We start from the raw sequence: 21,069 nt of genomic DNA, 5'->3' as shown, positions 1-21,069 counted from the left end.
CCCTGGTCAGGACAAGGAGACAACCATGCGAGTATTCATCGCTGAAAAGCCTGCGCTGGGCCAGGTCATTGCCGAAGCGCTGGGGACGGTCATCCGCAAGGACGGCTATTTCGAATGCGGCAGCAACGACATCGTGACCTGGTGCGTAGGCCACTTGCTCGAACTGGCCCCGCCCGAGGCGCACAACCCCGCGTATAAAGCCTGGAACCTGGCCGACCTGCCGTTGAAGCTGCGCCCGGCCAAGTACCAGCCCATTGCGCGTACCCAGGCCCAACTCAAGACGGTTCAGCAGCTGATCGGTCGTGCCTCGGAAATCGTCCATGCCGGCGACCCGGACGACGAAGGCCAGCTACTGGTCGATGAAGTCCTAGAGCATTTCGGCAACACCGCGCCGGTCAAGCGCATCCTGATTAACGACCTCAACGCCAACGCCGCCCGCAAGGCTCTGGAAGGCCTGCGCGACAACCGCGAGTTCTTCGGCCTGTACCAAAAGGCGCTGGCCCGCAGTATTGGCGACCAGCTGTACGGCTTCAACATGACCCGCGCCTGTACCCTGGCTGGCCAGGCTAAAGGCGTCAAAGGCGTGCTATCGGTAGGTCGCGTGCAAACCCCGATCCTGGGGCTGATCGTGAACCGCTACCTGGCCAACAAGAACCACGCCAGCGCCTTTTACTACACCGTCGCGGCGAGCCTCGCCTTTGATGGCCAGCGCGCCCAGGCGCGCCTTGTGGTGGCCGAGGATGCGCCGGTGGACGACAAACGCCGGATCATCGAGGAGGGGTACGCCAATCAGCTGGCTGACGCCTGCCGGCTCAAGCCCGCCAGCGTGATCGAGGCTCGCGTGGACGAGAAGCAGACGCCAGCACCGTTGCCGTTCGCCCTGCTGGACCTTCAGGTGTACATGAGCAAGGCCCATGGCATCGACGCCGAAAAAACCCTGGCACTGACCCAGGCGCTGCGCGAGAAGTACAAGGCCATTACCTATAACCGCTCCGATTGCAGCTACCTGTCCAGCGACCAGTTTGCCGAGGCACCGCACACCCTGGACCTGCTGAGCCAGGCCCTGCCGGACCTGGCCGGGATGTTCACCGAGGTCAAACCCGAGCGTAAAAGCCGCGCCTTTGATGACAGCAAGGTATCGGCCCATACCGCGATCATTCCCACAGCGGTGAAGCTCAACCTGGAGCAGCTGAGCGCCGACGAGCGCGCCGTGTACCTGGCCATCGTGAAACGCTACGTCGCTCAGTTCCTGCCGGAAAAACGCTACCTAAGCGCCGAAGCGCGGTTTGACGTGAGCGGGCACACCTTTGTGGCACGGTCCACCCAAGTGACCCAGCCCGGCTGGACCGCCCAGCTGGCCGAGGAGCGCGAGGAGGACGACGACCAGGACGCCCAGGCCGTAAGCCCGTTCGATGCCCTGGCCAGCCTCAAGGCCGGCGACAGCGGCCTGTGCGACGGCATCACCGTGGCCAAGGAAAAAACCAAGCCGCTACCGCTCTACACCGAAGCAACCTTGCTCAAGGATCTTCAGCGCGTGGCCAAGTACGTCAAAGATCCGCGCATCAAGCAGCTGCTGATCGACCGCGACCAGGGCAAGAAAGGCGAAAACGGCGGGATCGGCACTCCGGCCACCCGCGCCGCCATGCTGGCCAAGCTCCAGGAGCGCGGTTTCTATCAGGTTGAGAAGAAAAAGCTGATCCCGACCCCGCTGGGTCTGGAGTTCATCGCCGCGCTACCGGCCATTGCCACCACACCGGATATGACGGCGCTCTGGCATGAGCAGCAACAGATGATCGAAGCCGGCGAACTGACCGTAGATGCCTTCCTGGACGAGCTCGAGCGCTTCATTGCCGACCAGGTGAAAGGCGTAGACCTGGGCAACGTGCAAGGCACCCCCAAACCGGCCCCGATCGCGTTGAACGCCAAGTGCCCCATGTGCGGCCACGAACTGGCCGTGACGCCGCGTGTGATCGGTTGCCGCGCCTGCGCCTTCAAGCTGTACCCGGAAGTCAGCGGCAAGATGCTGACCCCTGGCCAGATCGAAACCCTGCTGACCAAGGGCAAGACCGGCGTGCTCAAGGGCTTTCACAGCAAGAAAACGGGCAAGTCCTTTGACGCGGCCTTGAAGCTGAACCACGAAGCCAAGCTTGAGTTTGTGTTCAGCCGCTAACCATCGCCGCACAACCTGACAGACACACGGAGGGCTTAGGCATGAGCCAGGCTTTAGACGTGCGCTGTGACTATGAAAAGGCGCTGATCCAGGACGACGCAGAAGCCGCGGCATTTGCCTGCTACGACGCGGGCTGTCTTGGGCACCGAGCTTACGGAGAGGGGCAGAACATGCCCCCTGCGCTGTTCAGGAGCGCCCTGGACCTGCACAACGCCTGGACCGCTGGCTGGAAAGCCGCGCAACGCGCCCAGGCCCTGGATGACTAGCCCCAGCGGCCAACAACCCAACGACCCAACCTGACCCGTCAGGTGCCGCGCTCCCGGCTCGTCGTGACGGCTCCACCGTCGCGACGAACGGAAGCAAGGGCGAAGCGAACACTTGACGGCACCCCGACCAGAAAAGGCTTACCGACGGAGTGTGGGGTGGCTTCATCACCCCGCGCTCCCGAGGTCAACGCGGCCGTTGCGGGATGACAAGGGCAGCGCCCTTGGTCTTGATCCTTCCTCACCCTATCACCTACTACCAAGGATTAATCAGCATGAAAGTTGTCACCATTAACTACACCGGCACTGTTGGCAAAACCACCCTGGCCGCTAACTTCCTTTCGCCGCGTATGAGCGGCGCACCGATTTACGCCATTGAATCCATCAATGAAACCGCCGAAACCCTCGGGCTGGACGTAGAGAAGCTGCGCGGGAACAAATTCCGCGAGCTGTTCAAGAAATTGATGCTGGAGGACCATGCCATTATCGACGTTGGGGCTTCCAACGTTGAAGACTTCATGGCCAACCTGGAAGGCTTCGACGAAGCCCACGAAGAAATTGATTTCTACATGGTTCCGGTGACTTCAGGCACCAAAGAGCAGAAGGAAACGATGACGCTGATTAGCAGCCTTTCCGCTATTGGCGTTCCGCCAGAGAAAATCAGGGTGATCTTCAACCGTGTTGAACGCGATGTCCGGGCAGAATTTCCAATTATTTTTGCCTACCACAACACTTCTAAGTCGTTCTGGCTCAACGAGCGCTGCGCCGTATTTGAAACTGAGCTTTTTGATGCCCTTTCGGTTAACCGAACTTCCATGCAAGCGCTGATGGAAGACGAAACGGATTATAAGCAACTGCTCAAAAACAAAGAGGCGAGCCCAGAGGACCGCAATCGCTGGTCTGATATGTATGGGTTGCGCGCACTTTGCCGTGGGGTCAACCGTAAACTTGACGTGGTATTTGCTGAGTTGTTCGCTGAGGAGACTGTCCAATGAATGAGCACGTCGCCATGCCAGCAACGGCCAGGGATGCATTAATCACGGAATTACTAAGCGATGTTGGTCGTCTGCATGACGATATCAAGAGCATTCCCAAGGTACTTGAACTGTCCATGCGAGATTCGCTCAACATCGTGGCCGACGCGGTTGAAGACGCCGAGGACACTGCGCTATCTCTGCAAAAAAGCACCAAGGAGTTCATCCAGGCGGCCACGGCTCAAGCTGGCATGGAGGTTGGCATTCAGCTAACCCAAGCGATCCACCAAAGCCTAGGCCGCGCTTTTGAACCTGCTCTGACCAGTGCAGCCGTACAGATCGAGCAGTTGGAAAGCAGGGTTAAAGCGCTTTCTGGCAGTGTGCGTGACACGCAAGCCACCCGGTTAAATTACATCCTATTGGCCGGCTTTGTCGCCGTAGCGCTAACGATGATTGGTGCCATGGGATGGCTTGCAATCAAGGCCCAGGATGCTAGCGAGACGAATAAATGGTTCTTTGATGAATACCAGACCCAGCGAAAAGCGATTGACGCGTTACCGCAGAGCATCCGGGATCGCTACAAGCTTCAGCCGTAAGCCTCACTTGTCTGCGTACACGATCCCTTTGCCTGAAATGAGCGCGTTTAGGTCCATTTTGTTCACGTCCTCCCTGATCTTCCTGAAGTCCGCTTGTGTAAGCGGGGCTTTAGGAGCCGGGGGAGCCTCTACCGCGCTTTCAGCGGCCTGTTGGGGACGTTCACCAGGCTGTTCGGTCACCGGTGCTGTGCGATTGCTTCTATGAGCGCGTGCCGGCATCTGGACGCTGGCTGTAAGGCCGAACGTCTTGATGTAGCGGCTGAATTGCGCAGCGCTCATCTCGAAATCCCCGCCCTGGCTCAATGCCTGGAGAATCGTGGTTTGAGTTTCGCCGGCATTTAGTCGTGCTTGGATCACCGCCAGGTGCCTCACAAACAGGGCTTTGCCGGTGCGGGGTTTGCTTCTCCAATCGGCCATTTTGCCGTCCTCATTGGTCGTTCGAGCCTCAAACCTACCAGCGCACGCCTATTAGTGCAACGCAGTGCAAGCTAGTGCATCTGTGTGCGTGTTAGTGAAATCTAGTGCAACGCAGTGCATTGTAATGCACGCCAGTGCATGGCTGTGCAACGTAGTGAAATCGTCCTCAATTTCCCGGGCCAACCCCCACCCTCGGGGGCGATAAGCAGGCACGTTACCGATGTATACGGGGGCAAGCCCCCTCCTACATCGACGTGCCAAAGGGGACACCCCTTTGAAACCCCGCAGAGCGTCAGGCGCTTCGCTTGTCGTTTGTCATCAGTCGTCGTCATTGGAGGCCCCCATGGCTGAGCAGCCCAAGAAAACCCGTGTCCTGACCCTACGCGTGACCGACGAGGACTTTGCCGAGATTGATAAAAAGCTCAAGGCCGCAGGCATGACCACCTCCGAGTTTCTGCGCGATGTGTTTATCAATTCCAAAGTCACGTTCAACGTCAAACAAGCCAGGCCGGTTGATTATCAGCGACTGCTGTTCTACTACAACAAGGCCAGTAACAACATTAACCAGCTGGCCCATAGCGTTAACGCCGCTCACCGACGCGGTTTGATTTCCGAATCAGTGTATCTCAAATGGCTCAACAAACTGGCTTCGATAGAGTCCCGTTTTCTGACAGGTATATCCAATGCTGATTAGGGCAAGTGGATACAATACCGACGCCAAAGAGTACCTGGAGGAAGGCAATAAATCGGGACGCGAATTCACCCGCGACGAACTAGACCATCGCATGGTGATTTCGGGCGACCTTGATTTGACCCGCGCCATTTATGAAAGCATTCCCGACCGAGGACAGGACCGGTATCTAACCTTCACGCTCAGTTTCTACGAAGATATTGTACCAGAGGAAAAACTTCGAGCGGTGACTACTGAATTCAAACAGTTTCTCATGTACGCCTATCAGGAGGATGAATTCAATTTTTACGCCGAAGCACATTTGCCAAAAATAAGATGGGTCAATGACAAGAAGACCGGAGAAGCCATCGAGCGTAAACCGCATATTCACGTCATCGTGCCGCGTATCAATTTGCTCAGTGGCAACGAAGCTAACCCGGTGGGTTTCTATAAAAACCATGAAAAGCACTTTGAAGCGTTTCAAGAGTATCTCAACCAGAAGTACAACCTTGTCTCACCCAGAGAGCGTGTTCGGGCTGACATCAGCGACGTGGCCAGCGTGCTGTCCCGATACAAGGGCGATGACTTCTATGGAAAGAACCGCGAATTCAAGCAATCCCTGGTCAAGCAGGTAATTGAAAAGAACGTAAAGAGCCGCGCCGATTTTTACGCTTTGGCGGCTAACTATGGCGAAACGCGGATTCGAAATCAGGGGAAGGAAAACGAGTACCTGGCAGTCAAGCGACCCGGCGATGCGAAGTTCACCAATCTGAAAGAGACCATCTTTCAAGACACGTTCATCGTCCGGCGGGAGTTGAAAAAGCCACCCTTGGACCAAGCCGTTATTGCCCAGCGGCTCACGGAATGGCCGCAGCGTTCCAAAGAAATCAAGTATGTGGAGAAGGCTTCGCCGTCCTTTCGCAAGCGCTATGTGGCGGCGAGCCCCGAGGTAAAACAGCAATTACTTGCTGAGCGTGAACAGACCTTCTACCGAATCCATGGAGAACATCATGACAGCCTACAGCCCAGCCAACGGTCGCGAGATTACCAGCGAAGTGCTGCTGAAACTTCGGGGCGACGCACTGCCCAGCCTGCCGATGGCCTGCAAAACCTGTCCGTCAGCCATGTGGCAGATCACCGGCAAGCCGGATCGACCAGAAGCCGTGACGGTGCGGTGCTACTGCCCAGTGATGCATACCTTCACCTGGGACAGCCGCAACCAGGAGGAGATTCTGGACTGCGATCATCTATACGAGGAGGAGGACGAGGAGGGCGCCGGCCCGCAGCTGAGCGAGGAGGAAGAGGAAGCCAGCCTACCGCCGTTCCTAAGACAGCAGCGGGCGCAGCAGCGCCAGCAGGCACCACAAGCCGGCGAGGAGTCCGAGTTGCCCGAACCCCTCGAACTGCCCGAGTACAACGAACTGGACGCCTAGTCCCGCCCTACGCGAAGAACCCGCACCGGGTAGCGACGATTGCCGACATCGAGGAGCGCGGGCGGCGTCTGTTCGACCCGCTCAAGCGGCCCGCGCAGAACGAGTTGGTGTTTCTCCGCGAGCCGTTCGGCAAGTCATCCAGCCCGCTGGCCAGCGAGCCACTGACCACGAAGCCCGCGCCGAAAGCAGTCCCAGGCGCTGGCCAAGCCCGCGCTTCACACAAACCCCGTAAGGGCCGGCCTGGAGCGGTCATCCCGCCCTATGCCAGAAACCGTCACCGGGTGGCCAGCGTGAACGACATCGAGCAGCGCGCCCGGATGTTGTTCGATCCGCTCAAGCGTCCTGCAGAACAGCCACTGGTGTTCAAGAGAGCGCCGATCACGGCGCTGACCGCCAACAAACACGCCTCAACGGTTGCCGCGTATTTCACGCGGGAGGCCCAGTACAACCAGATTTTGCCCGCGCACCGTCACGCGCTGCGCCGCCTCGACCAGCAGTTCTACTCGACTCGAAGAGCGGTGTTCGCTGACGAGCGTTTGACCCGCCAGGACAAGGCTCAGCTGATCTCCGTGCTGACCTTCGAGCGGCTGCGAGCGCGTGAACAGCTTCGATCCCCCCAACCCAGCAAAGAGGTAGACCTAATGGGCAGCGCCGCCATACGCGAGCTTATCGAGGACGAGAAGGACGAACCGGGCTTCACCATCACCGGCGCCAAGGGGCCTAGCCCTGAAGGCGTGCGCGACCGGGTGAAGCGCATCATGGATCGGTTCGCCAAGCAGGTAGACCCGCAGGCCGCCGAGGAACGCGCCCGCGACCTCAGCGCCAAGGATCTTTACACCAAGAAGGCCAAATTCAGCCAGAACGTTCACTACCTGGACAAAGCCACCGACAAGACCCTGTTTGTGGATACCGGCAAGGCCATTTCGATGCGCCGTACCGGCATCACCGAATCAGGCGTGGCCGTGGCCCTGGAGCTGGCCAAGGAGCGTTTTGGTAGCACCTTGACCATCAACGGCACCGCCGATTTCAAAAAGCTGGTGATCGAGGCCGCCGCCAAGAATGGTCTGGACATCCACTTTACCGACAAGGCCATGAACCAGGGCCTGGCCGCCAGACGCGCCGAGCTTGCAATTGAGAAGGAAGGCCAAAGCATCGAGCCCGGCGTTGCGCCGGCACCGGATGCCGAGAAGCCCGTCGCTGAACGTGCCGCAGAGTCCGAAACAACCGCCACGGCACCAACAGCCGAAGCCGCGGCGCCTGCTAAGGCCGGCCCGGATCCTGACTTGCAAAGCCCCAGCGAACTGGTCAGGCGCGAAGCCCTATACCGCCAGAACATGGGCATGAAAGAGGCTGACGTTCACGCCTCCGACACGATCATGAGCCTTCGCGGTGAAGATCATGCCATGTGGCTGATCGGCACCGGGGATAGCACACCTGAAGCGGCAGCGATGCTGACCGCCTACATGGAGCGTGACCACTATCGCGAGGCGTTCAAAGAAACGATAGAAGCAGCTTACCGGCAGGTAGGCGGCTCGCCCGAGGCGTTGAAGGCGTTGGACGAGGTGACCGGCCTGGCTGAGAAGATCGTCAACGAAGTGGAGGGGCGCCTTCGCATGGCAGACGCACCGGCAACCGCACCAGCGGCTACGACAGCAGCGGCGCCGACCGCCAACGCTCCTGAAGGCCGCTCCAGGGTGATCGAGGGCGAACTGGTGGACCATGGCGCAGCGCGCTACCAGCACCAGGATGACAAGCAGATGAGCTATTTCGTCACGCTCAAAACCGACGCCGGAGAACGAACCGTCTGGGGGGTTGGGCTGGAGGAGGCCATGAATGCCTCAGACCTGGCCCGTGGCGACCAGGTGCGCCTGGAAGACCACGGCACGCGGCCTGTCATCGTCCAAGAGGTCGCCGAAGACGGTACGGTGAAGGAGAAGATGACCAACCGCCGCGAGTGGTCAGCCGAACCGGCCTTGCCCGAACGCGAGGTGGCCGATACCACGCCCAAAGGGCTGGCCGTGGCGGCAGGCACGCCGGAATTGCCAGAGCCGGAGCCAGAGTCCGGCATGAGTACCGATTAACCCCAGCGAGCCGCCTCCTCAAGCGGGAGGCGGTGACGGTCATTGAGCAACCGCCGTCTGGATAGGCCAAGCAGGTTAGTTAACTGCACCGAGTTTTGAAGCGTTCTATCAAGCAGCTACACGCGCAGAAGCTCGGAAACCTTAGATCGCTTGCTTGGCCTCAAATGCCGCTTTAACTAGCCCATCCAGCCAATCTTGATGGCCGTTGATCATTGGATTGGGTTTAGCATTGGCCAATTCCACCGCAGGTTTGCCCTTTTGCGTCTCTTGCGTGAGGATGCGCACTCGGCCATGAGGCAAATCCTCAACTAGCCATGCGTGATGCACGTCCAGTCGTGTTTCGCCTTCACCCGTCCAACCGTGCCATGCAATGCGGCCTGGATTGGTTGTGGAAGGCGGCAGATATTCGTTGCACTGGGCTTCGACGGGAAAACCGAACGTCTCGAAGTAGAAGCGCACGCCGTCTTGCAGATCTGGACCGTCATGGTCGTGGAAAACCACATTCGCCGAGTTGCTGTAGTAAGAGGGCCATTTAGCGGCTTGACTGAGTAACGGCCAGATGTCCGCTGCAGAGAGGCCAGCGACAATTACCTCGTTGGAAACAAAGTTTTCAGTGAAACCAGGCAGATAATCTTCGGGCCAAATGATGTGATTCATGGTGCTTGCTACCTGATGCAATGGATTTACATCAGCATGCTTGCTAGCCTGAAATAACTCCAATCGTGAAAAATTATTAAATTCATCATGTCAGCTGATATCAGGAAGCTGGATCTTAATCTGCTCAAGACCTTGGATGCTCTGCTTGATGAGCGCAGCGTGACGCGAGCGGCTGAACGTCTTTCCCTCACGCAGCCGGCTGTGACCGGAATGCTCAATAGATTACGGGAAAGCTTTCATGACCCTCTCTTCGTACGAGCTCAACGAGGTATTGTGCCGACGCTTAGGGCTGAAGCGCTTGCTCGGCCCGTCAAGCAATGGCTCGCGGACGTTGAAAGCATGCTGCAACCTGATGCCTTCGACCCTCAGACAGCAGGGCTGACGATCAAAGTGGCCTCAACCGACTACGCGTTGCGGGCAATCGTGGTCCCTTTCCTGAGCACCCTTCGTCAGCAAGCGCCAAATATAAAAGTCTCAGTAGTGCCAATTGACGACAAGCTGCTCCAGGTGCAGATGGATCGAGGCGACGTTGATTTAGCCCTGATTTCAGCGAATCCGGGTGTAGCGGGTCTTCACAGCCAATTGCTGTTCGTCGAGCGCTATGTGTGTGTTATGCGGGCCAATCATCCTGATGCCAAAGTAGGCACGTTGTCCCTGGATCGGTTCTGCGCGCTGGATCATGCTTTGGTGTCCCCATCAGGTGGCGGATTCAGTGGCGTGACCGATGAGGCCTTACGAAGCATTGGCCGAGCGAGGCGAGTCGCGATTTCTGTTACGAGCTTCCTGGTACTGCCAGAAATTCTGTCAAGCAGCGATTTGATCGCTGTTGTGCCTCACCGACTGGCAGTTCGTCAGGCCGGGCTGGCGATCATTGAACCACCGGTTGAGATCCCGGGCTTCAGCAAATTGCTTGCTTGGCACGAGAGAACACACCGAGATGCAGCTCATCGCTGGCTTCGTTCTCTGATGGCAGAAACAGCAGCAGCGCTCTGAAGGCATTCATAGGGTCAGTATAAGGCTGTAAGGGAAAAGCTTACAAATACCTCGCAGCCTGTATGGCCTTGCCTTACACTTTAGGCATGATAAAAAGCTTCCGACATAAAGGCATCAAGGCCCTGTATCTGACGGGCAACGCCAAGGGCGTTCGAGCTGATCACGTTGCCCGGTTACGCCGCGTACTGGCTTCGCTGGACGTGGCCAAGGTGCCGGATGACATGGACGAACCAGGTATGCGCCTGTATCCGCTTAAAGGCGAGCTAGCAGGCTTCTGGTCAGTGAGTGTGTCGGGCAACTGGCGGGTGATTTTCCGCTTTATCGATACTGATGTAGAACTGGTGGATTACCTGGACTACCACTGACAGGAGAACGTCAAATGACCATGCACAACCCGCCCCACCCAGGCGAGGCACTACGCGAAGACGTATTGCCTGAAATGAAGCTGTCCGTGACGGCGCTGGCCAAGCATTTGGGGTATTCCAGAGGGCAGCTGTCCACGATCCTCAATGGCCGAGCGGCCATTACGGCTGACCTGGCTTGGCGCCTGGAGCTAGCCGGTTTGGGCAAGGCCCACATGTGGCTTGCTAGGCAATCAGCCTATGATTTGTGGCAGGCTAAGCACAAAGAGGTACCTGCGATCACTCGACTACATGCGGCCTAGTAAGCGGTTCCTTCGAGTCGTCGTTTAAGGCTCGAAGGAGCCTAAATATCCAGGTTCAGATGTAAGCATAAGCTGTTGCTCCAACAGTCCCAACGGCGCGCCGGCGGCTGAGTAAAGCAGCTCTGATGCTGCTAAGTCACAATACACCACATCGCTTAGGCTGAAATGCGCATAGCCATAGTCTTGGTTAGCGAGATCCATGGCCGCCGCCTCGCCATAGGCGGCGTACACCGCTTCCCTTCCTACGCGATAGGCCTGGAACGGGTGTGATCTGTCGTACTTCGCGTCGTTAGCTGCCTTCATATAGGTCTCCGTAGACCCTGTCAGGTTGTCTGAATGGGAATATCCGGCCCGCTTCGGCCAGCGTGGACCTGAGAGTCAGGCTCCAGGACCATGCAGAGAATCATAGCGAAGCGACAGAAACTTATGTAAGTTACGTAACTTATTCGAATGAGGCCGCACGTTTTTATGATCCTGTTACTAGGCGGTGAAAAGGGAGGTAGCGGCAAAAGCTGTCTCGCTCAAAACCTCGCCGTATGGCTCCAAGCTCGAGGGGGTGATGTCCTTCTCCTCGATGCAGACCCTCAGGGCACGACTGCAGATTGGGCAGCGGAACGTTCCGCCCAGGGAGATCTTCCGGCAATCCCGGTCGTACAGGCCCACGGTAATATCAGGCAGACGCTAGCGGACCTACGAGGTCGGTACAGGCAAATCGTAGTCGATGCTGGAGGGTCGGACTCTGAAGCCTTACGCTCGGCAATGACTGTCGCAACGCACATGCTGATTCCCTTCCGGCCAAAGCGGCGTGACTTGAAGACCTTACCTAAGGTAGACAATCTGGCCAGGCTGGCTACCGCTGTGAATCCTGCACTGACCATCCGTGCTGTGATTACGCAATGTCCCGCATTGCCCAGCCAGGTACAGCGAATTTTGGATGCCAAAGAGGCATGCCGGTCCTTTGGCATTCCGCCCCTGGACGCGATCACCACCGCCCGTAACGTCTACGACGATGCCGATGAAGACGGCTGCTCCGTTCTCGAAAGCACGAATGATCCGCGGGCTAAGGAAGAAATCGAGACGTTGGCCACCGAGCTCTGGGGGAACAGATCATGGGCCTGAAGGATTTGGTACGAAAACCTGATCAGGCTGTAATGCCCACCGACGCCAATGAGGAAGCTGCACTGGCCTTCATTGCTGGAGCGCCTCTAAGCGCGACTCCCAAGGCCAAGCGTAACCGGAAAAAGGCCCCTACCTTCGTAAGAACAACATTCTCTCTGTCTAAAGACATCAATCTGAAAATCGACAAAATGGCTCTCATGCCACGCGATTTCAAAGCCACGCGTTCGGACGTAGTTCGTGCAGCGATTCTTGCCATGCGCAAGCTTGGTAAAGCCGAGATCATCGCTTTGCTCGAAGCTACTTCTCAAGCCGAACCCCTTACCAGCCGGGGCTCAGAGGACGAAGACGAATAACTTACGTAAGTTACGTAACTTACGTAAGTTACGTAAGTTTCGAGCCCTAGGGGTCGAGATTACGGGGGGTATGGAGCAAGTGTTCGGCATACCTTCAAAGTAAAATCACATCTTAGGCGTGACATTTTTGCATTGCAGAGAAAATTCTGGGGTGATAGTGTTCACGCACTTTGCGTTCCTGAACGCCGCTGGGGTTGCCCTGCGCAATCGTTTGGGACCCAACGTGAACCAGATTGAAAGGGATTCTGAGTGAGATAACCGAATCGCAGAAACCAAAAAGCCCCGGTTGGCGCCGGGGCTTTTTGGAAATCATGAACAGGCCGTTGTCTAGGCGGATTACCTGTTCACCACACACGTGAGCCAATTATGGCGATCACTATGGCTTCGTGCAAGCCCAAAAAAGTGATCCTAAATGGCTCACCGCTCAATGGCGGACTTATGGAAAAGATTCCTCCGCAGGCGGTGCCGTTTGCCGGCCTCAGCCTGTACACCACGCGACACCCGAGCTTGACCGGCTTCACCGCAGCGCATGGCCCCCAGGCCCTAGGCGGTGAAGCATGAGCCACCTCAAGGCCGTCAGGCTCGCCCCCTCCGATCCCCACTCCGCGCTGCGCCGTCCTGGTCGGCAGATGCCTGCCCGCTATGCAGCCCCGCGTCACCTCACCGAACAGCAGCTCAAAAACCCCCTGATCCGCACCGCGTATCACCGCCTGGGCAACATCGTCAGCTACCGTGGCCAGTACCTGCGTCGCCTGGACGGCGTACACGGCGACCGCCGTACCCGCCTGGAGAAGTTCACCGCCATCGAGCGCGTGGCTGAGCAAGTCCTGGTGCGCCTGGACCTGGCCACCGGCGTGCTGGGCTACATCGATCCGCAGAACGGACGCTATGTGCTCAACACCCAGCGCGGTATTGCCGAAGACGCGGGTATCTCCGCGCCGGCGCTGTGCCGCCTGCTGAAAACCCTGGACGATGCCGGCTATGTTTATCGCCGGATCGAACGCGTTCGCCTGGACGGAAAGGACGAAAACGGTTTGCACCTGGTGCGTACCCGCGTCCTGGTGCGCTTCACCAAACTGTTCTGGAAAGACCTAGGCCTGGCCTACGTGTTCGAACGGGTGCAGAAAGCGGCCAAAAAGCGCCGCGCCGTGACCCTGGAGAAGATTGGCCAACAGCGCCTGTCCGAGCTGGAGCAGCATTCCCTGGAACTACAGCGCCGTGAAAGGTCGCGGCAGCGTTGGCAGGCCAAGGAAGCACGCGAAGCCGGCGGTGATACCGCAGGCGGCCAGGCTCAGCCACAGGCCCGAGAGAACGCGCCGTCACGCCCAGGCAATGCGTTGCAGAGCGCGCTGGAGAAGCTAATGGCGTCGGTGGCCAACAAGACCAAATAACACCCCTGCTTTGCCTCAAAACCGTATCCGCTCACGCGGAGGCCCTGTCACGCCCGCAATTTAGAGGGCTTTTGGTCGTTTCGCTGGCCAGCCCGCAACGGGCCCAAAAACGGCGAATTTTCAGCCCCAACCACCCCTAAAACAGATGGTTCCAGGCCCTGCCGTTGGGGGCGTTGAAATAAATGAAATCTTATACCCCCTTCAGTTTCCCCGTCCCGGAAAAACAGGGCTTTTCGAGGTGTGAACCCCACCTCAGCAGTAATGCCCGCGCATTTCGTGCCGATGGCACGGCGCGGACGCGTGAACTTCAGACCGTGCCCAAGCCTGTCTAAGCGGCCCAGGGCGGCACAGCCGCCCTGCCCTGGCCTACGGCCACCCTTCGGGCGCTAAGACCCCGGATAAATCGCCCCAGGGCGGCTACGCCACCCTGCGCCTCAACCGGGCGCGTGTGCGCTCAGGCTTTTCGGATTCGATAGCGCTTTATCGGCCGCATTGTGCCTTCGGTGAAGGCATGCGTTTTGGGCTGACACCGGGGTAACCCGTGGCACAATGTGAACAGCCTGCGCACTCACAGAATGGAACAATGGGAAAACCTACAACGGGTCTTGCCTGGACCCCGAAAATCATCGGGGGCATCACCTACGACCTTAGCCACCTTCATCCTCGCCTCTGGGACGTGGTCATCCCTGGCAAGGATGGGAAACCTGACCTCGCCCTGAAGGTGAACATTTCCTATGGCCTGCACTGCTTCGCCAGGGATCGCTTGCCAGGCGAGACGGTCATAGAAGAGCAGTGGTACCAGGACAACCGGGAAAGAAGAGTGTTTTGTCTGGTCCGCTGGGCGCTGTCCAAGCACCTTCCCGAGATCATCACGACCTTATGGGATCGGCGGTGTATGCATACCGGGCGAGAAGAGTTCGTGACCATTGAGGTCGTGCATGAAGGCAGGCGTTTTGACTACGCGGTCTTTTTCACAGTCAGCAAAGCCAGAAAAGCGGAGGGAGTACACCTCAACCTGTTTGTGAACAGCGCGCATGAGCGGGTAGACCCCCTGCCCTACACAAAACCCATCAAATTCAGGTTCATTCTGCTCAACAGGTACCAGGGAAAGGACATCAACCCCCCGCGCTAGAGAGCCAGATAAGAAAAAGCCCCGCATGCGCGGGGCCTTTCTTTAATCCGGAGTCTCTTGATTATCCCACTCTATGGTGCGGACCTCTTTCGAGGTGGACGGGCGCTTTCACCGGTCGGCGTTACCTGTAGCTCAATCTTATACAAGCTGACACTTGTGTCAACCGCGACGCCATGCCTTACGTCGCCGCTTACGTCAGGCCCTTCGCGCTGGAAAGATCCGCTCTGCTATCCCAACTGATGGCAGCGGCGCTGGGACCATTGATCGGACGTAAGCGGTCATGCCTCACTGTCTGAGGAACCTCAAGAAAGGCGGTCGGGTCCTCAGTAGTCCTGTATCTATGAGTCCTTCCCCTGTGCCAGCGTCAACGTTGCAACCGCCTACTCCAAGCTGCGTTGTGCTTGTGGAAGACGATGACCTTCTGAGGTTTCTCATGAGCGAGCTCATGGACGACCTTGGGTATGCATTTGTTGAGTTCAACAATGCCGATGACGCCTTGCTCCATGTGATGCAGCATGCCAGCAGCGTAGGGCTGGTGGTCACTGACAAGAATATGCCGGGCCAGATCGATGGAGGGGAGCTGTGCCTGTTGCTGCATGCGCGCTGGCCCTCGCTCCCGGTCATTCTGACGTCAGGCCGCCAGCTGAATGCATTGGATTTCCCAGGCGTAGAGCTGCTACCCAAACCGTGGTCCCTTGAGCGCCTGGCCGCGTCGGTGAGGCAGGCGCTGAGCCACTAGACTGAGGGTACTTTGCATTTTTTAGCGCATTGGTATCATAGCGCCGCTACCGACATCACCCATCATCGGAAGCCTGTCGTAGTGATGTGTCAACCTCTCCATCTGTATGACTACTTGGCACCGTAAGCGCGTTGGACATGGCCCGGCTGTGTTCCAAGAGTTGCGCGAGTTGCGCATGCTTCGCCTTGAGCACGACCGCGAATTTGGCCCTTCTTCGTTGTTTATTCTGGCGCTTGAGGTGGCTTCCGGGGAGCTATACGTCTACCTGCCGCCTGGCAATGGGAATTTCGCCAAGCTCTACGGTGCGCAGCCTTGCAATGCACCGGTGTTGCGCCCGATACGCTTCGCCTGATGAGTGAGGAAGCCCATCCTGCACAACCTCCGCAGCGAGTGATGGCAGCCGATGGGAAGGCCATCGAACATCATCGGTTTGATGCACCTTGTATCGAAAGACTTGAGCGTGGGCTAAATACCGAGCCGTAGTCATCCATACGGGTAATGCTTCCCCTGGATGCACTTGTGGGCGCACCCAGCCATCCTCCCACAAGGTTACCGGGATGATGGGGCCTTAATGGCGTAGGTCAGTCCGCCTAGCCGTGGCCGTATAGGCTTTTCTCCTGGTCAATCATCCGATTGGCCAGGTACCAATAGGCTTCGCCCCAGGCGTTCAAAACCTCGTCCGTTGCCGCCTCTCCCAAGACGTCCTTGATGGCTGGAAGCAACGCATTAGCCACTGCAGGGTAGTGCTCGGCTTTGACATGGGTTGCCACATGCCGGGCACAGATGCTGTCGATCGCACTCTGAATCGCCTCAAGCCGATCCACATTGTTGGCAAAGGCCAAGATAGCCGCCGCTAGACGCTTGGGTTGTTCACCAGACTTTTGTTTGGCCTCATCGAACAGTGATTTGATGTCAGGATCGACGAACAGACGCTCGTACATGCGCGTGGTGATCTCAACCCCGTGTTTTTGCAACACCGGAGCCGTGGACTTGATGGTCGTGATGGTTTCAGGAGAAAGGGTGGTCATCAAGGTTTCCTTTATAATTCCACATCAGGCGTAAGTAATTATAGACCATCTATAGGCTGCATTAGATCAGGCCAACTAGGCGGCTTGTCCTTGACAGAGGGACAAGCTTACCGCTTATGCGAAGCCGCGATTTTCAAAGGGGCCTGGTAAACGCTTGGTCACGTTGGTGTCAAGCCAGTGGGGCCCAAACGGCGATAGGCACCAAACCGTTTGCAGTAATGCTCTTCAAGCTGACGACGTAGACTGGCGTATTGATAGATACCTACCAACCCTACGTCGACCAGGCACTTGAGATACCCCTCGGCTCGGTAAAACGCTTGCATGGCTTCCTGCTCAGTCGCCGCTTGGTCAATTGTCTTGACCATAGCGCTCCAGTTCAGCACGTCAGTTGAAAGCGCTGAGGTGATATAGGGATCATCAAGCATAAGCACCCATCTCCGAGTTCTTTCGTTGTACGCTCGGCGTTAACGTCGATAGGCGTTTTTATGCTTGTTGATGCCTAATAGCAGTTTCACGCACGCGGGTAGCTTCTAAAGCCCCCGTCAATGCCATGGTCACAGACTGCATGCAGAATTGACCGAGGCTCGGACAAAATGTGACCTCGGGGTAGCCGAATGGATCCAGCCCTACCCTAGGACAACCGGCACCTTGGGGCAACAGCAGCCTGTACAGCTCTTCACCCTAGTTAAACTGGCGATGCATGGTCTTATCAGTTGCTTATAGCTGAAGCGGTGCAGCCTTTCGTCAGTCAGCGTGTGCTGCGGCTTTAGATATCCTGTACAGAGTCGATACAGCCTAAAAACCTTAGGGCGATTGGCTATGATCCGCACGATACCGATCGCAGACCTTACCGTTGGTATGTATCTGCATGAAGCTACTGGCAGCGCCATTACCCAGACGTTGTGGAAGGTCGGCTTCAAGATTCAGCATCCAGCCGACCTGGAGCGGATTCGCACGGCCGGGATGACCCAGGTATCCATTGATACCAGCAAGGGGTTGGATGTGGCGGTGCCTGCTCCAATGGCTGTGGAGACCCAACCTCGGGCTTTGCAAGAAGAGCTTAGAGACGCGATGGCCGCGTGTGCGCGTGCCAAACAGGCCGTGGCCAGGATGTTCAATGATGCACGGCTAGGCCACGCCATTAGCAACGAAGCCTCGATCGAAGCGGTTGAAGAGGTCACGGCCTCGATCATGCGCCACCCTCACGCACTGATCAGTCTTGCCCGTTTGAAGTCGGCAGACGAGTACACCTACATGCACTCGGTAGCCGTGTGCGGATTGATGGTTTCGCTTGCACGACAGCTTGAGCAGCCTGAGGCCGTCATACGGGAAGCCGGTAAGGCCGGGCTGCTTCATTATATTGGCAAGATGGCCATTCCTGCGCACATTTTGAATAAGCCAAGTCGCCTTACCGATGAGGAATTGGCCATTGTGCGGGCCCATCCTGTGGGTGGGTTGGAGATTCTGCGCCGTAGCGGCTTCATGGACGTCGCGGCCATTGATGTGTGCTTGCATCATCATGAGAAATTCGACGGTACCGGCTACCCACATGGCCTATCAGGCGAAGCCATCAGTCCCCTGGCCCGTATGGGGGCCATCTGCGATGTCTATGATGCCATTACGTCGGCCAGGCCCTACAAGCAGCCGTGGGGGCCAGCTCATTCATTGGCGAAGATGGCCACGTGGAAGGGCCATTTTGACGAACACATGTTTCAGGCCTTCGTACGCACCATAGGGATTTATCCAATAGGCACCTTGGTCCGCTTGGCGAGCGATCGCTTGGCCATTGTGGTTGAGCAGAACGAGCAGACCTTGCTCACCCCCAAGGTCCTGGTCGTGTTGGACTGCAAACACCGCTACCGCCTCACGCCGACCCCCTTGGATCTGGCTGAAAGTGGCGATCAAATCATACAGGCGGAGCTTGCTGATGCCTGGGGGCTACGTGATCTCGACCGCCTATGGTCTGGCCCTGCGGAGGCGCCCTAGCCGCTCTTTGGCTAGAATGATGCCAGCGTAGACCAAGCGGCAAGGAGCCTCCTGGGTAGGGGCTTCTGACCTTTCATTCCTCTATTCCAGATGAACCCTTCAGCTGACTAGACTTCGTAAGTCCATCATTCTCTCTGGAGTACTTTGGATTCATGCCCTACCGCAAAACCAGCCTTTTAGTCGCTGCGACCCTTGCCACGGCCGTAACAGCCCTCACGGCAACCATAGGGCCGGTCACGCTGCTATGGACCAACCAGACACGGCTTGAGCGCAATAGGGTTGAGCACGAGATTGAGAGCGTACGCACGGTTCAAGGCTTGTTGGTCGATGCCGAAACCGGCCAGCGGGGCTATGCCCTGACGGGCAAAGAGCTGTTTTTGCAGCCCTATTACGTCGCCACCTCGTTGCTGCCCGGCGCCTTGGGTGACTTACGCAAAGCGTATCAAGGCGATAGCCAGGAAGACCTTGAGCGGGTTGAAGAGGTCATCAAGCACGCCGGGCTGCGAATGGCTCATCTGGAACAGGTGATTGCGCTCAGACGAGACTCAGGGTTTGAGGCGGCGGAAGTTGAGGTGGCCACGGGACGTGGAAAGGCGCTGATGGATCACGTCCGTGGTGTGTGCGCGGAGCTTCTGACCGACGCTCACCAGGAGCAGGTGTCGCTGGATGACCGACTGGAAAAAAACCTGCGTTGGGCCGTGGGGTTAGCGGCAGCCTCATTCCTCCTGACGCTGGCCCTGGCGCGCTTTATCTTTGTGTCCATGCGCCGAACCATACAGCGGCAAGCCGATCTGGTCGCCGAACAGAAATCGTCCGCCGCTGCGGCCAATGCCGCGTCAGCTGAGCTCAACAGCAGCCTGGCCCGCCTGGAGCTGCGCAACCGCCAGATAGGGATGATCGCGGAATTGGCGCAGCTGCTCCAAAGCGAGCTGAATCAGGAGGAAACGCTCAAACTCGCTAGCTCTTACTGCCGACGTTCCTTGGAAGGCAGCAGTGGAACCATTTATCTCTACAGAAATTCGGCAGATGTCCTGCAACCGGCGGCTCACTGGGGGAACGAGGCTTTGGTCGAGGACGCACTGTTGAGCCCGCAACAGTGCTGGGCGGTGCGCCGCGGCCGCCGCTACATCGCCGGCCCAACCGATGACGTGCGCTGTAATCATTACCCCTCAGAGGGTGAAGAGGGACACAGCTGTCATATCTGTCTTCCCTTGAACGCCTACGGTGAGATTTTGGGATTGCTGCATATTAACTTCCAGGGCGTACACGAAATCTCCGAAGCCAGCCTGCAGTGCTCGGAAGCCATCGCCGAGCAAACCGCCTTGGCGTTGGCCAACGGCAGGATGCGTCAGGTGTTGCAGAACCAGTCGATCAAGGATCCGCTGACAGGCCTTTACAACCGTCGATTCATGGAAGAGACGCTGGAGCGCGAACTGGCCCGCGCCCGGCGCAGCGATTCCGCACTGAGCGTATTCATGCTCGATCTGGACAATTTCAAAGCCCTGAATGACACCCACGGCCATCCGGTGGGGGATGCGGTGCTGCAGGCCTGTGCTTCACTTTTGAAAAATGCCCTGAGGGCCTCGGACATCGCCTGCCGCTATGGAGGGGAAGAACTGCTGGTCATCCTTCCGGACTGCGGTTTGGACGATGCCCGAGCAAGAGCGGAAGCGATCAGAAGCTCGCTCGAAGCCATGACGCACCATGAGATAGACGGGGCCTTTCGCGTGACGGGCTCGTTCGGCGTTGCCTCTACCGTTGAATGTGGGCTTAGTCAGAACGCCCTGCTCAAGGCGGCGGACGCTGCGTTGTACAAGGCCAAGAAAGCCGGGAAAAACCGGGTAGAGCCCTGGTCAACCTTCATTCCAGTGGGGAAGCTGTCCTAGGCCTACAACATCATTCCGTCACCGCAGACGGCCCTGATGCGCGCACATGGCCTACTGTTAGGCCTATTCAAGGAGGCTACGGATGAAAGCGGCGAACGAACTCTGGAACCTGACCAAGCCCTTGCACGCGTTTTGGATCGATGACGACACGGTGTACGCGGCCTTCGATGCACAAGGTGCCTTGCAGCTGGCCAACGAGGAATACGGCTATGAGTGCTTCAGCCTGGGGCAGGTAGTCCGCTGTGACGGTGCTGCACTGGAAGGACCGGCGTATTCACCGACAGGCCGGCGACTGGGTACCCTGTGGCAACAGTTGGCCCTGATGCAAGGTCCCGGCTACCTATGTGCGAGGCGGCCATGAGGCCGGAAGGGTGAGCGTAGTGAGACTGAAGATGCCCGACTTTTACGGATGAAGTGCCAAGGCCATTGAACAACCTTAACGCGTCGAGCGCGTGAACGTTGCGCGGCTGATCGAGCAGCGCCGGTGGGCTTCACCGAAGCGCTCCAATGGGGCGAG

26 protein-coding genes are annotated in these 21,069 nt (G+C 57.8%); 19 read left to right on the top strand and 7 right to left on the bottom strand.

The features are described 5' to 3' along the window. The first annotated feature begins 25 nt into the window (after nt 1–25). The 4 genes from ACP691_RS21415 (at nt 26) to ACP691_RS21400 (ending at nt 4,003) form a co-directional block, all read left to right on the top strand. Nucleotides 26–2,170 (top strand): DNA topoisomerase 3, encoded by a 2,145-nt coding sequence (locus ACP691_RS21415; protein ID WP_426154252.1) that lies wholly within the window; start codon nt 26–28, stop codon nt 2,168–2,170. Nucleotides 2,171–2,211: 41 nt separating this feature from the next. Continuing rightward, nucleotides 2,212–2,436 (top strand): hypothetical protein, encoded by a 225-nt coding sequence (locus ACP691_RS21410; RefSeq protein WP_426154250.1) that lies wholly within the window; start codon nt 2,212–2,214, stop codon nt 2,434–2,436. 272 nt (nt 2,437–2,708) lie between these two features. Continuing rightward, on the top strand, nt 2,709–3,428 hold the full coding sequence (gene stbB / locus ACP691_RS21405; RefSeq protein ID WP_426154248.1) for a StbB family protein: 720 nt from the start codon (nt 2,709–2,711) through the stop codon (nt 3,426–3,428). Continuing rightward, a complete protein-coding gene (locus ACP691_RS21400; RefSeq protein ID WP_426154246.1) occupies nt 3,425–4,003 on the top strand; it encodes a hypothetical protein in 579 nt (192 codons plus the stop codon). Before stbB ends, ACP691_RS21400 begins: the two co-directional genes overlap by 4 nt. A gap of 3 nt (nt 4,004–4,006) precedes the next feature. Here the strand turns inward: ACP691_RS21400 and ACP691_RS21395 are convergent, their stop codons facing one another. After that, nucleotides 4,007–4,420 (bottom strand): hypothetical protein, encoded by a 414-nt coding sequence (locus tag ACP691_RS21395; RefSeq protein WP_426154244.1) that lies wholly within the window; start codon nt 4,418–4,420, stop codon nt 4,007–4,009. A 343-nt stretch (nt 4,421–4,763) separates the two neighbouring features. Here ACP691_RS21395 and ACP691_RS21390 point away from each other — a divergent pair, with 343 nt between their 5' ends. Next, entirely contained in the window at nt 4,764–5,114 is a 351-nt protein-coding gene (locus ACP691_RS21390) for a plasmid mobilization protein (RefSeq protein WP_426154242.1), read from the top strand. Nucleotides 5,115–5,280: 166 nt separating this feature from the next. Here ACP691_RS21390 and ACP691_RS21385 read toward each other — a convergent pair whose 3' ends face one another. Both ACP691_RS21385 and ACP691_RS21380 read right to left on the bottom strand, forming a co-directional pair. Beyond that, on the bottom strand, nt 5,281–5,574 hold the full coding sequence (locus ACP691_RS21385; protein ID WP_426154240.1) for a hypothetical protein: 294 nt from the start codon (nt 5,572–5,574) through the stop codon (nt 5,281–5,283). A gap of 30 nt (nt 5,575–5,604) precedes the next feature. Then, entirely contained in the window at nt 5,605–5,880 is a 276-nt protein-coding gene (locus ACP691_RS21380) for a hypothetical protein (RefSeq protein WP_426154238.1), read from the bottom strand. Nucleotides 5,881–6,100: 220 nt separating this feature from the next. Here ACP691_RS21380 and ACP691_RS21375 point away from each other — a divergent pair, with 220 nt between their 5' ends. Together ACP691_RS21375 and ACP691_RS21370 are read left to right on the top strand one after the other, a co-directional pair. Then, nucleotides 6,101–6,523: a hypothetical protein gene (locus tag ACP691_RS21375; RefSeq protein ID WP_426154236.1), complete on the top strand. Its 423-nt coding sequence runs from the start codon at nt 6,101–6,103 to the stop codon at nt 6,521–6,523. Between the two features lie 317 nt (nt 6,524–6,840). Next, complete coding sequence (locus tag ACP691_RS21370; RefSeq protein ID WP_426154283.1) at nt 6,841–8,604, top strand: LPD7 domain-containing protein; 1,764 nt, start codon at nt 6,841–6,843, stop codon at nt 8,602–8,604. 141 nt (nt 8,605–8,745) lie between these two features. Here the strand turns inward: ACP691_RS21370 and ACP691_RS21365 are convergent, their stop codons facing one another. Continuing rightward, nucleotides 8,746–9,261 (bottom strand): SRPBCC domain-containing protein, encoded by a 516-nt coding sequence (locus tag ACP691_RS21365; RefSeq protein ID WP_426154235.1) that lies wholly within the window; start codon nt 9,259–9,261, stop codon nt 8,746–8,748. 87 nt (nt 9,262–9,348) lie between these two features. Between ACP691_RS21365 and ACP691_RS21360 the strand changes: the two genes are divergently transcribed. The 3 genes from ACP691_RS21360 (at nt 9,349) to ACP691_RS21350 (ending at nt 10,918) form a co-directional block, all read left to right on the top strand. Further along, complete coding sequence (locus tag ACP691_RS21360; RefSeq protein ID WP_426154233.1) at nt 9,349–10,254, top strand: LysR family transcriptional regulator; 906 nt, start codon at nt 9,349–9,351, stop codon at nt 10,252–10,254. An 86-nt stretch (nt 10,255–10,340) separates the two neighbouring features. Continuing rightward, the gene (locus tag ACP691_RS21355) at nt 10,341–10,619 is read left to right on the top strand and encodes a type II toxin-antitoxin system RelE/ParE family toxin (protein WP_426154281.1); all 279 of its coding nucleotides are present in this window, start codon (nt 10,341–10,343) and stop codon (nt 10,617–10,619) included. Between the two features lie 14 nt (nt 10,620–10,633). Next, nucleotides 10,634–10,918, top strand: coding sequence for a HigA family addiction module antitoxin (locus ACP691_RS21350; protein ID WP_426154231.1), 285 nt, complete (start codon nt 10,634–10,636; stop codon nt 10,916–10,918). Between the two features lie 24 nt (nt 10,919–10,942). Here the strand turns inward: ACP691_RS21350 and ACP691_RS21345 are convergent, their stop codons facing one another. Further along, nucleotides 10,943–11,221: a hypothetical protein gene (locus ACP691_RS21345; protein WP_426154230.1), complete on the bottom strand. Its 279-nt coding sequence runs from the start codon at nt 11,219–11,221 to the stop codon at nt 10,943–10,945. Between the two features lie 165 nt (nt 11,222–11,386). Here ACP691_RS21345 and ACP691_RS21340 point away from each other — a divergent pair, with 165 nt between their 5' ends. The 6 genes from ACP691_RS21340 to ACP691_RS21315 all read left to right on the top strand — a co-directional run bounded on the left by ACP691_RS21340 (nt 11,387) and on the right by ACP691_RS21315 (nt 16,004). Then, nucleotides 11,387–12,037, top strand: coding sequence for an AAA family ATPase (locus tag ACP691_RS21340; RefSeq protein ID WP_426154228.1), 651 nt, complete (start codon nt 11,387–11,389; stop codon nt 12,035–12,037). Next, a complete protein-coding gene (locus tag ACP691_RS21335; RefSeq protein WP_426154226.1) occupies nt 12,028–12,390 on the top strand; it encodes a hypothetical protein in 363 nt (120 codons plus the stop codon). The genes ACP691_RS21340 and ACP691_RS21335 overlap by 10 nt, the downstream gene beginning before the upstream one ends. A gap of 629 nt (nt 12,391–13,019) precedes the next feature. Further along, nucleotides 13,020–13,781, top strand: coding sequence for a MarR family transcriptional regulator (locus tag ACP691_RS21330; RefSeq protein ID WP_426154279.1), 762 nt, complete (start codon nt 13,020–13,022; stop codon nt 13,779–13,781). 583 nt (nt 13,782–14,364) lie between these two features. Beyond that, complete coding sequence (locus tag ACP691_RS21325) at nt 14,365–14,913, top strand: hypothetical protein (protein ID WP_426154224.1); 549 nt, start codon at nt 14,365–14,367, stop codon at nt 14,911–14,913. Nucleotides 14,914–15,193: 280 nt separating this feature from the next. Beyond that, a complete protein-coding gene (locus ACP691_RS21320) occupies nt 15,194–15,652 on the top strand; it encodes a response regulator (protein ID WP_426154223.1) in 459 nt (152 codons plus the stop codon). Between the two features lie 175 nt (nt 15,653–15,827). Further along, entirely contained in the window at nt 15,828–16,004 is a 177-nt protein-coding gene (locus ACP691_RS21315; RefSeq protein ID WP_426154221.1) for a hypothetical protein, read from the top strand. A gap of 238 nt (nt 16,005–16,242) precedes the next feature. Here the strand turns inward: ACP691_RS21315 and ACP691_RS21310 are convergent, their stop codons facing one another. Further along, nucleotides 16,243–16,680: a globin domain-containing protein gene (locus ACP691_RS21310; protein ID WP_426154219.1), complete on the bottom strand. Its 438-nt coding sequence runs from the start codon at nt 16,678–16,680 to the stop codon at nt 16,243–16,245. Nucleotides 16,681–16,838: 158 nt separating this feature from the next. Next, the gene (locus tag ACP691_RS21305; protein ID WP_426154217.1) at nt 16,839–17,105 is read right to left on the bottom strand and encodes a hypothetical protein; all 267 of its coding nucleotides are present in this window, start codon (nt 17,103–17,105) and stop codon (nt 16,839–16,841) included. Nucleotides 17,106–17,499: 394 nt separating this feature from the next. Between ACP691_RS21305 and ACP691_RS21300 the strand changes: the two genes are divergently transcribed. The 3 genes from ACP691_RS21300 to ACP691_RS21290 all read left to right on the top strand — a co-directional run bounded on the left by ACP691_RS21300 (nt 17,500) and on the right by ACP691_RS21290 (nt 20,913). Further along, complete coding sequence (locus ACP691_RS21300) at nt 17,500–18,666, top strand: HD-GYP domain-containing protein (RefSeq protein WP_426154215.1); 1,167 nt, start codon at nt 17,500–17,502, stop codon at nt 18,664–18,666. A gap of 152 nt (nt 18,667–18,818) precedes the next feature. Then, entirely contained in the window at nt 18,819–20,552 is a 1,734-nt protein-coding gene (locus ACP691_RS21295; RefSeq protein WP_426154213.1) for a diguanylate cyclase, read from the top strand. Between the two features lie 82 nt (nt 20,553–20,634). Then, a complete protein-coding gene (locus ACP691_RS21290) occupies nt 20,635–20,913 on the top strand; it encodes a hypothetical protein (protein ID WP_426154211.1) in 279 nt (92 codons plus the stop codon). The last annotated feature ends 156 nt before the right edge of the window (nt 20,914–21,069 follow it).

The sequence above is a fragment of the Pseudomonas sp. DC3200b2 genome (assembly GCF_049895785.1).
GTDB lineage: Bacteria > Pseudomonadota > Gammaproteobacteria > Pseudomonadales > Pseudomonadaceae > Aquipseudomonas > Aquipseudomonas massiliensis.
This window is presented reverse-complemented; position numbering and strand designations above follow the sequence as displayed.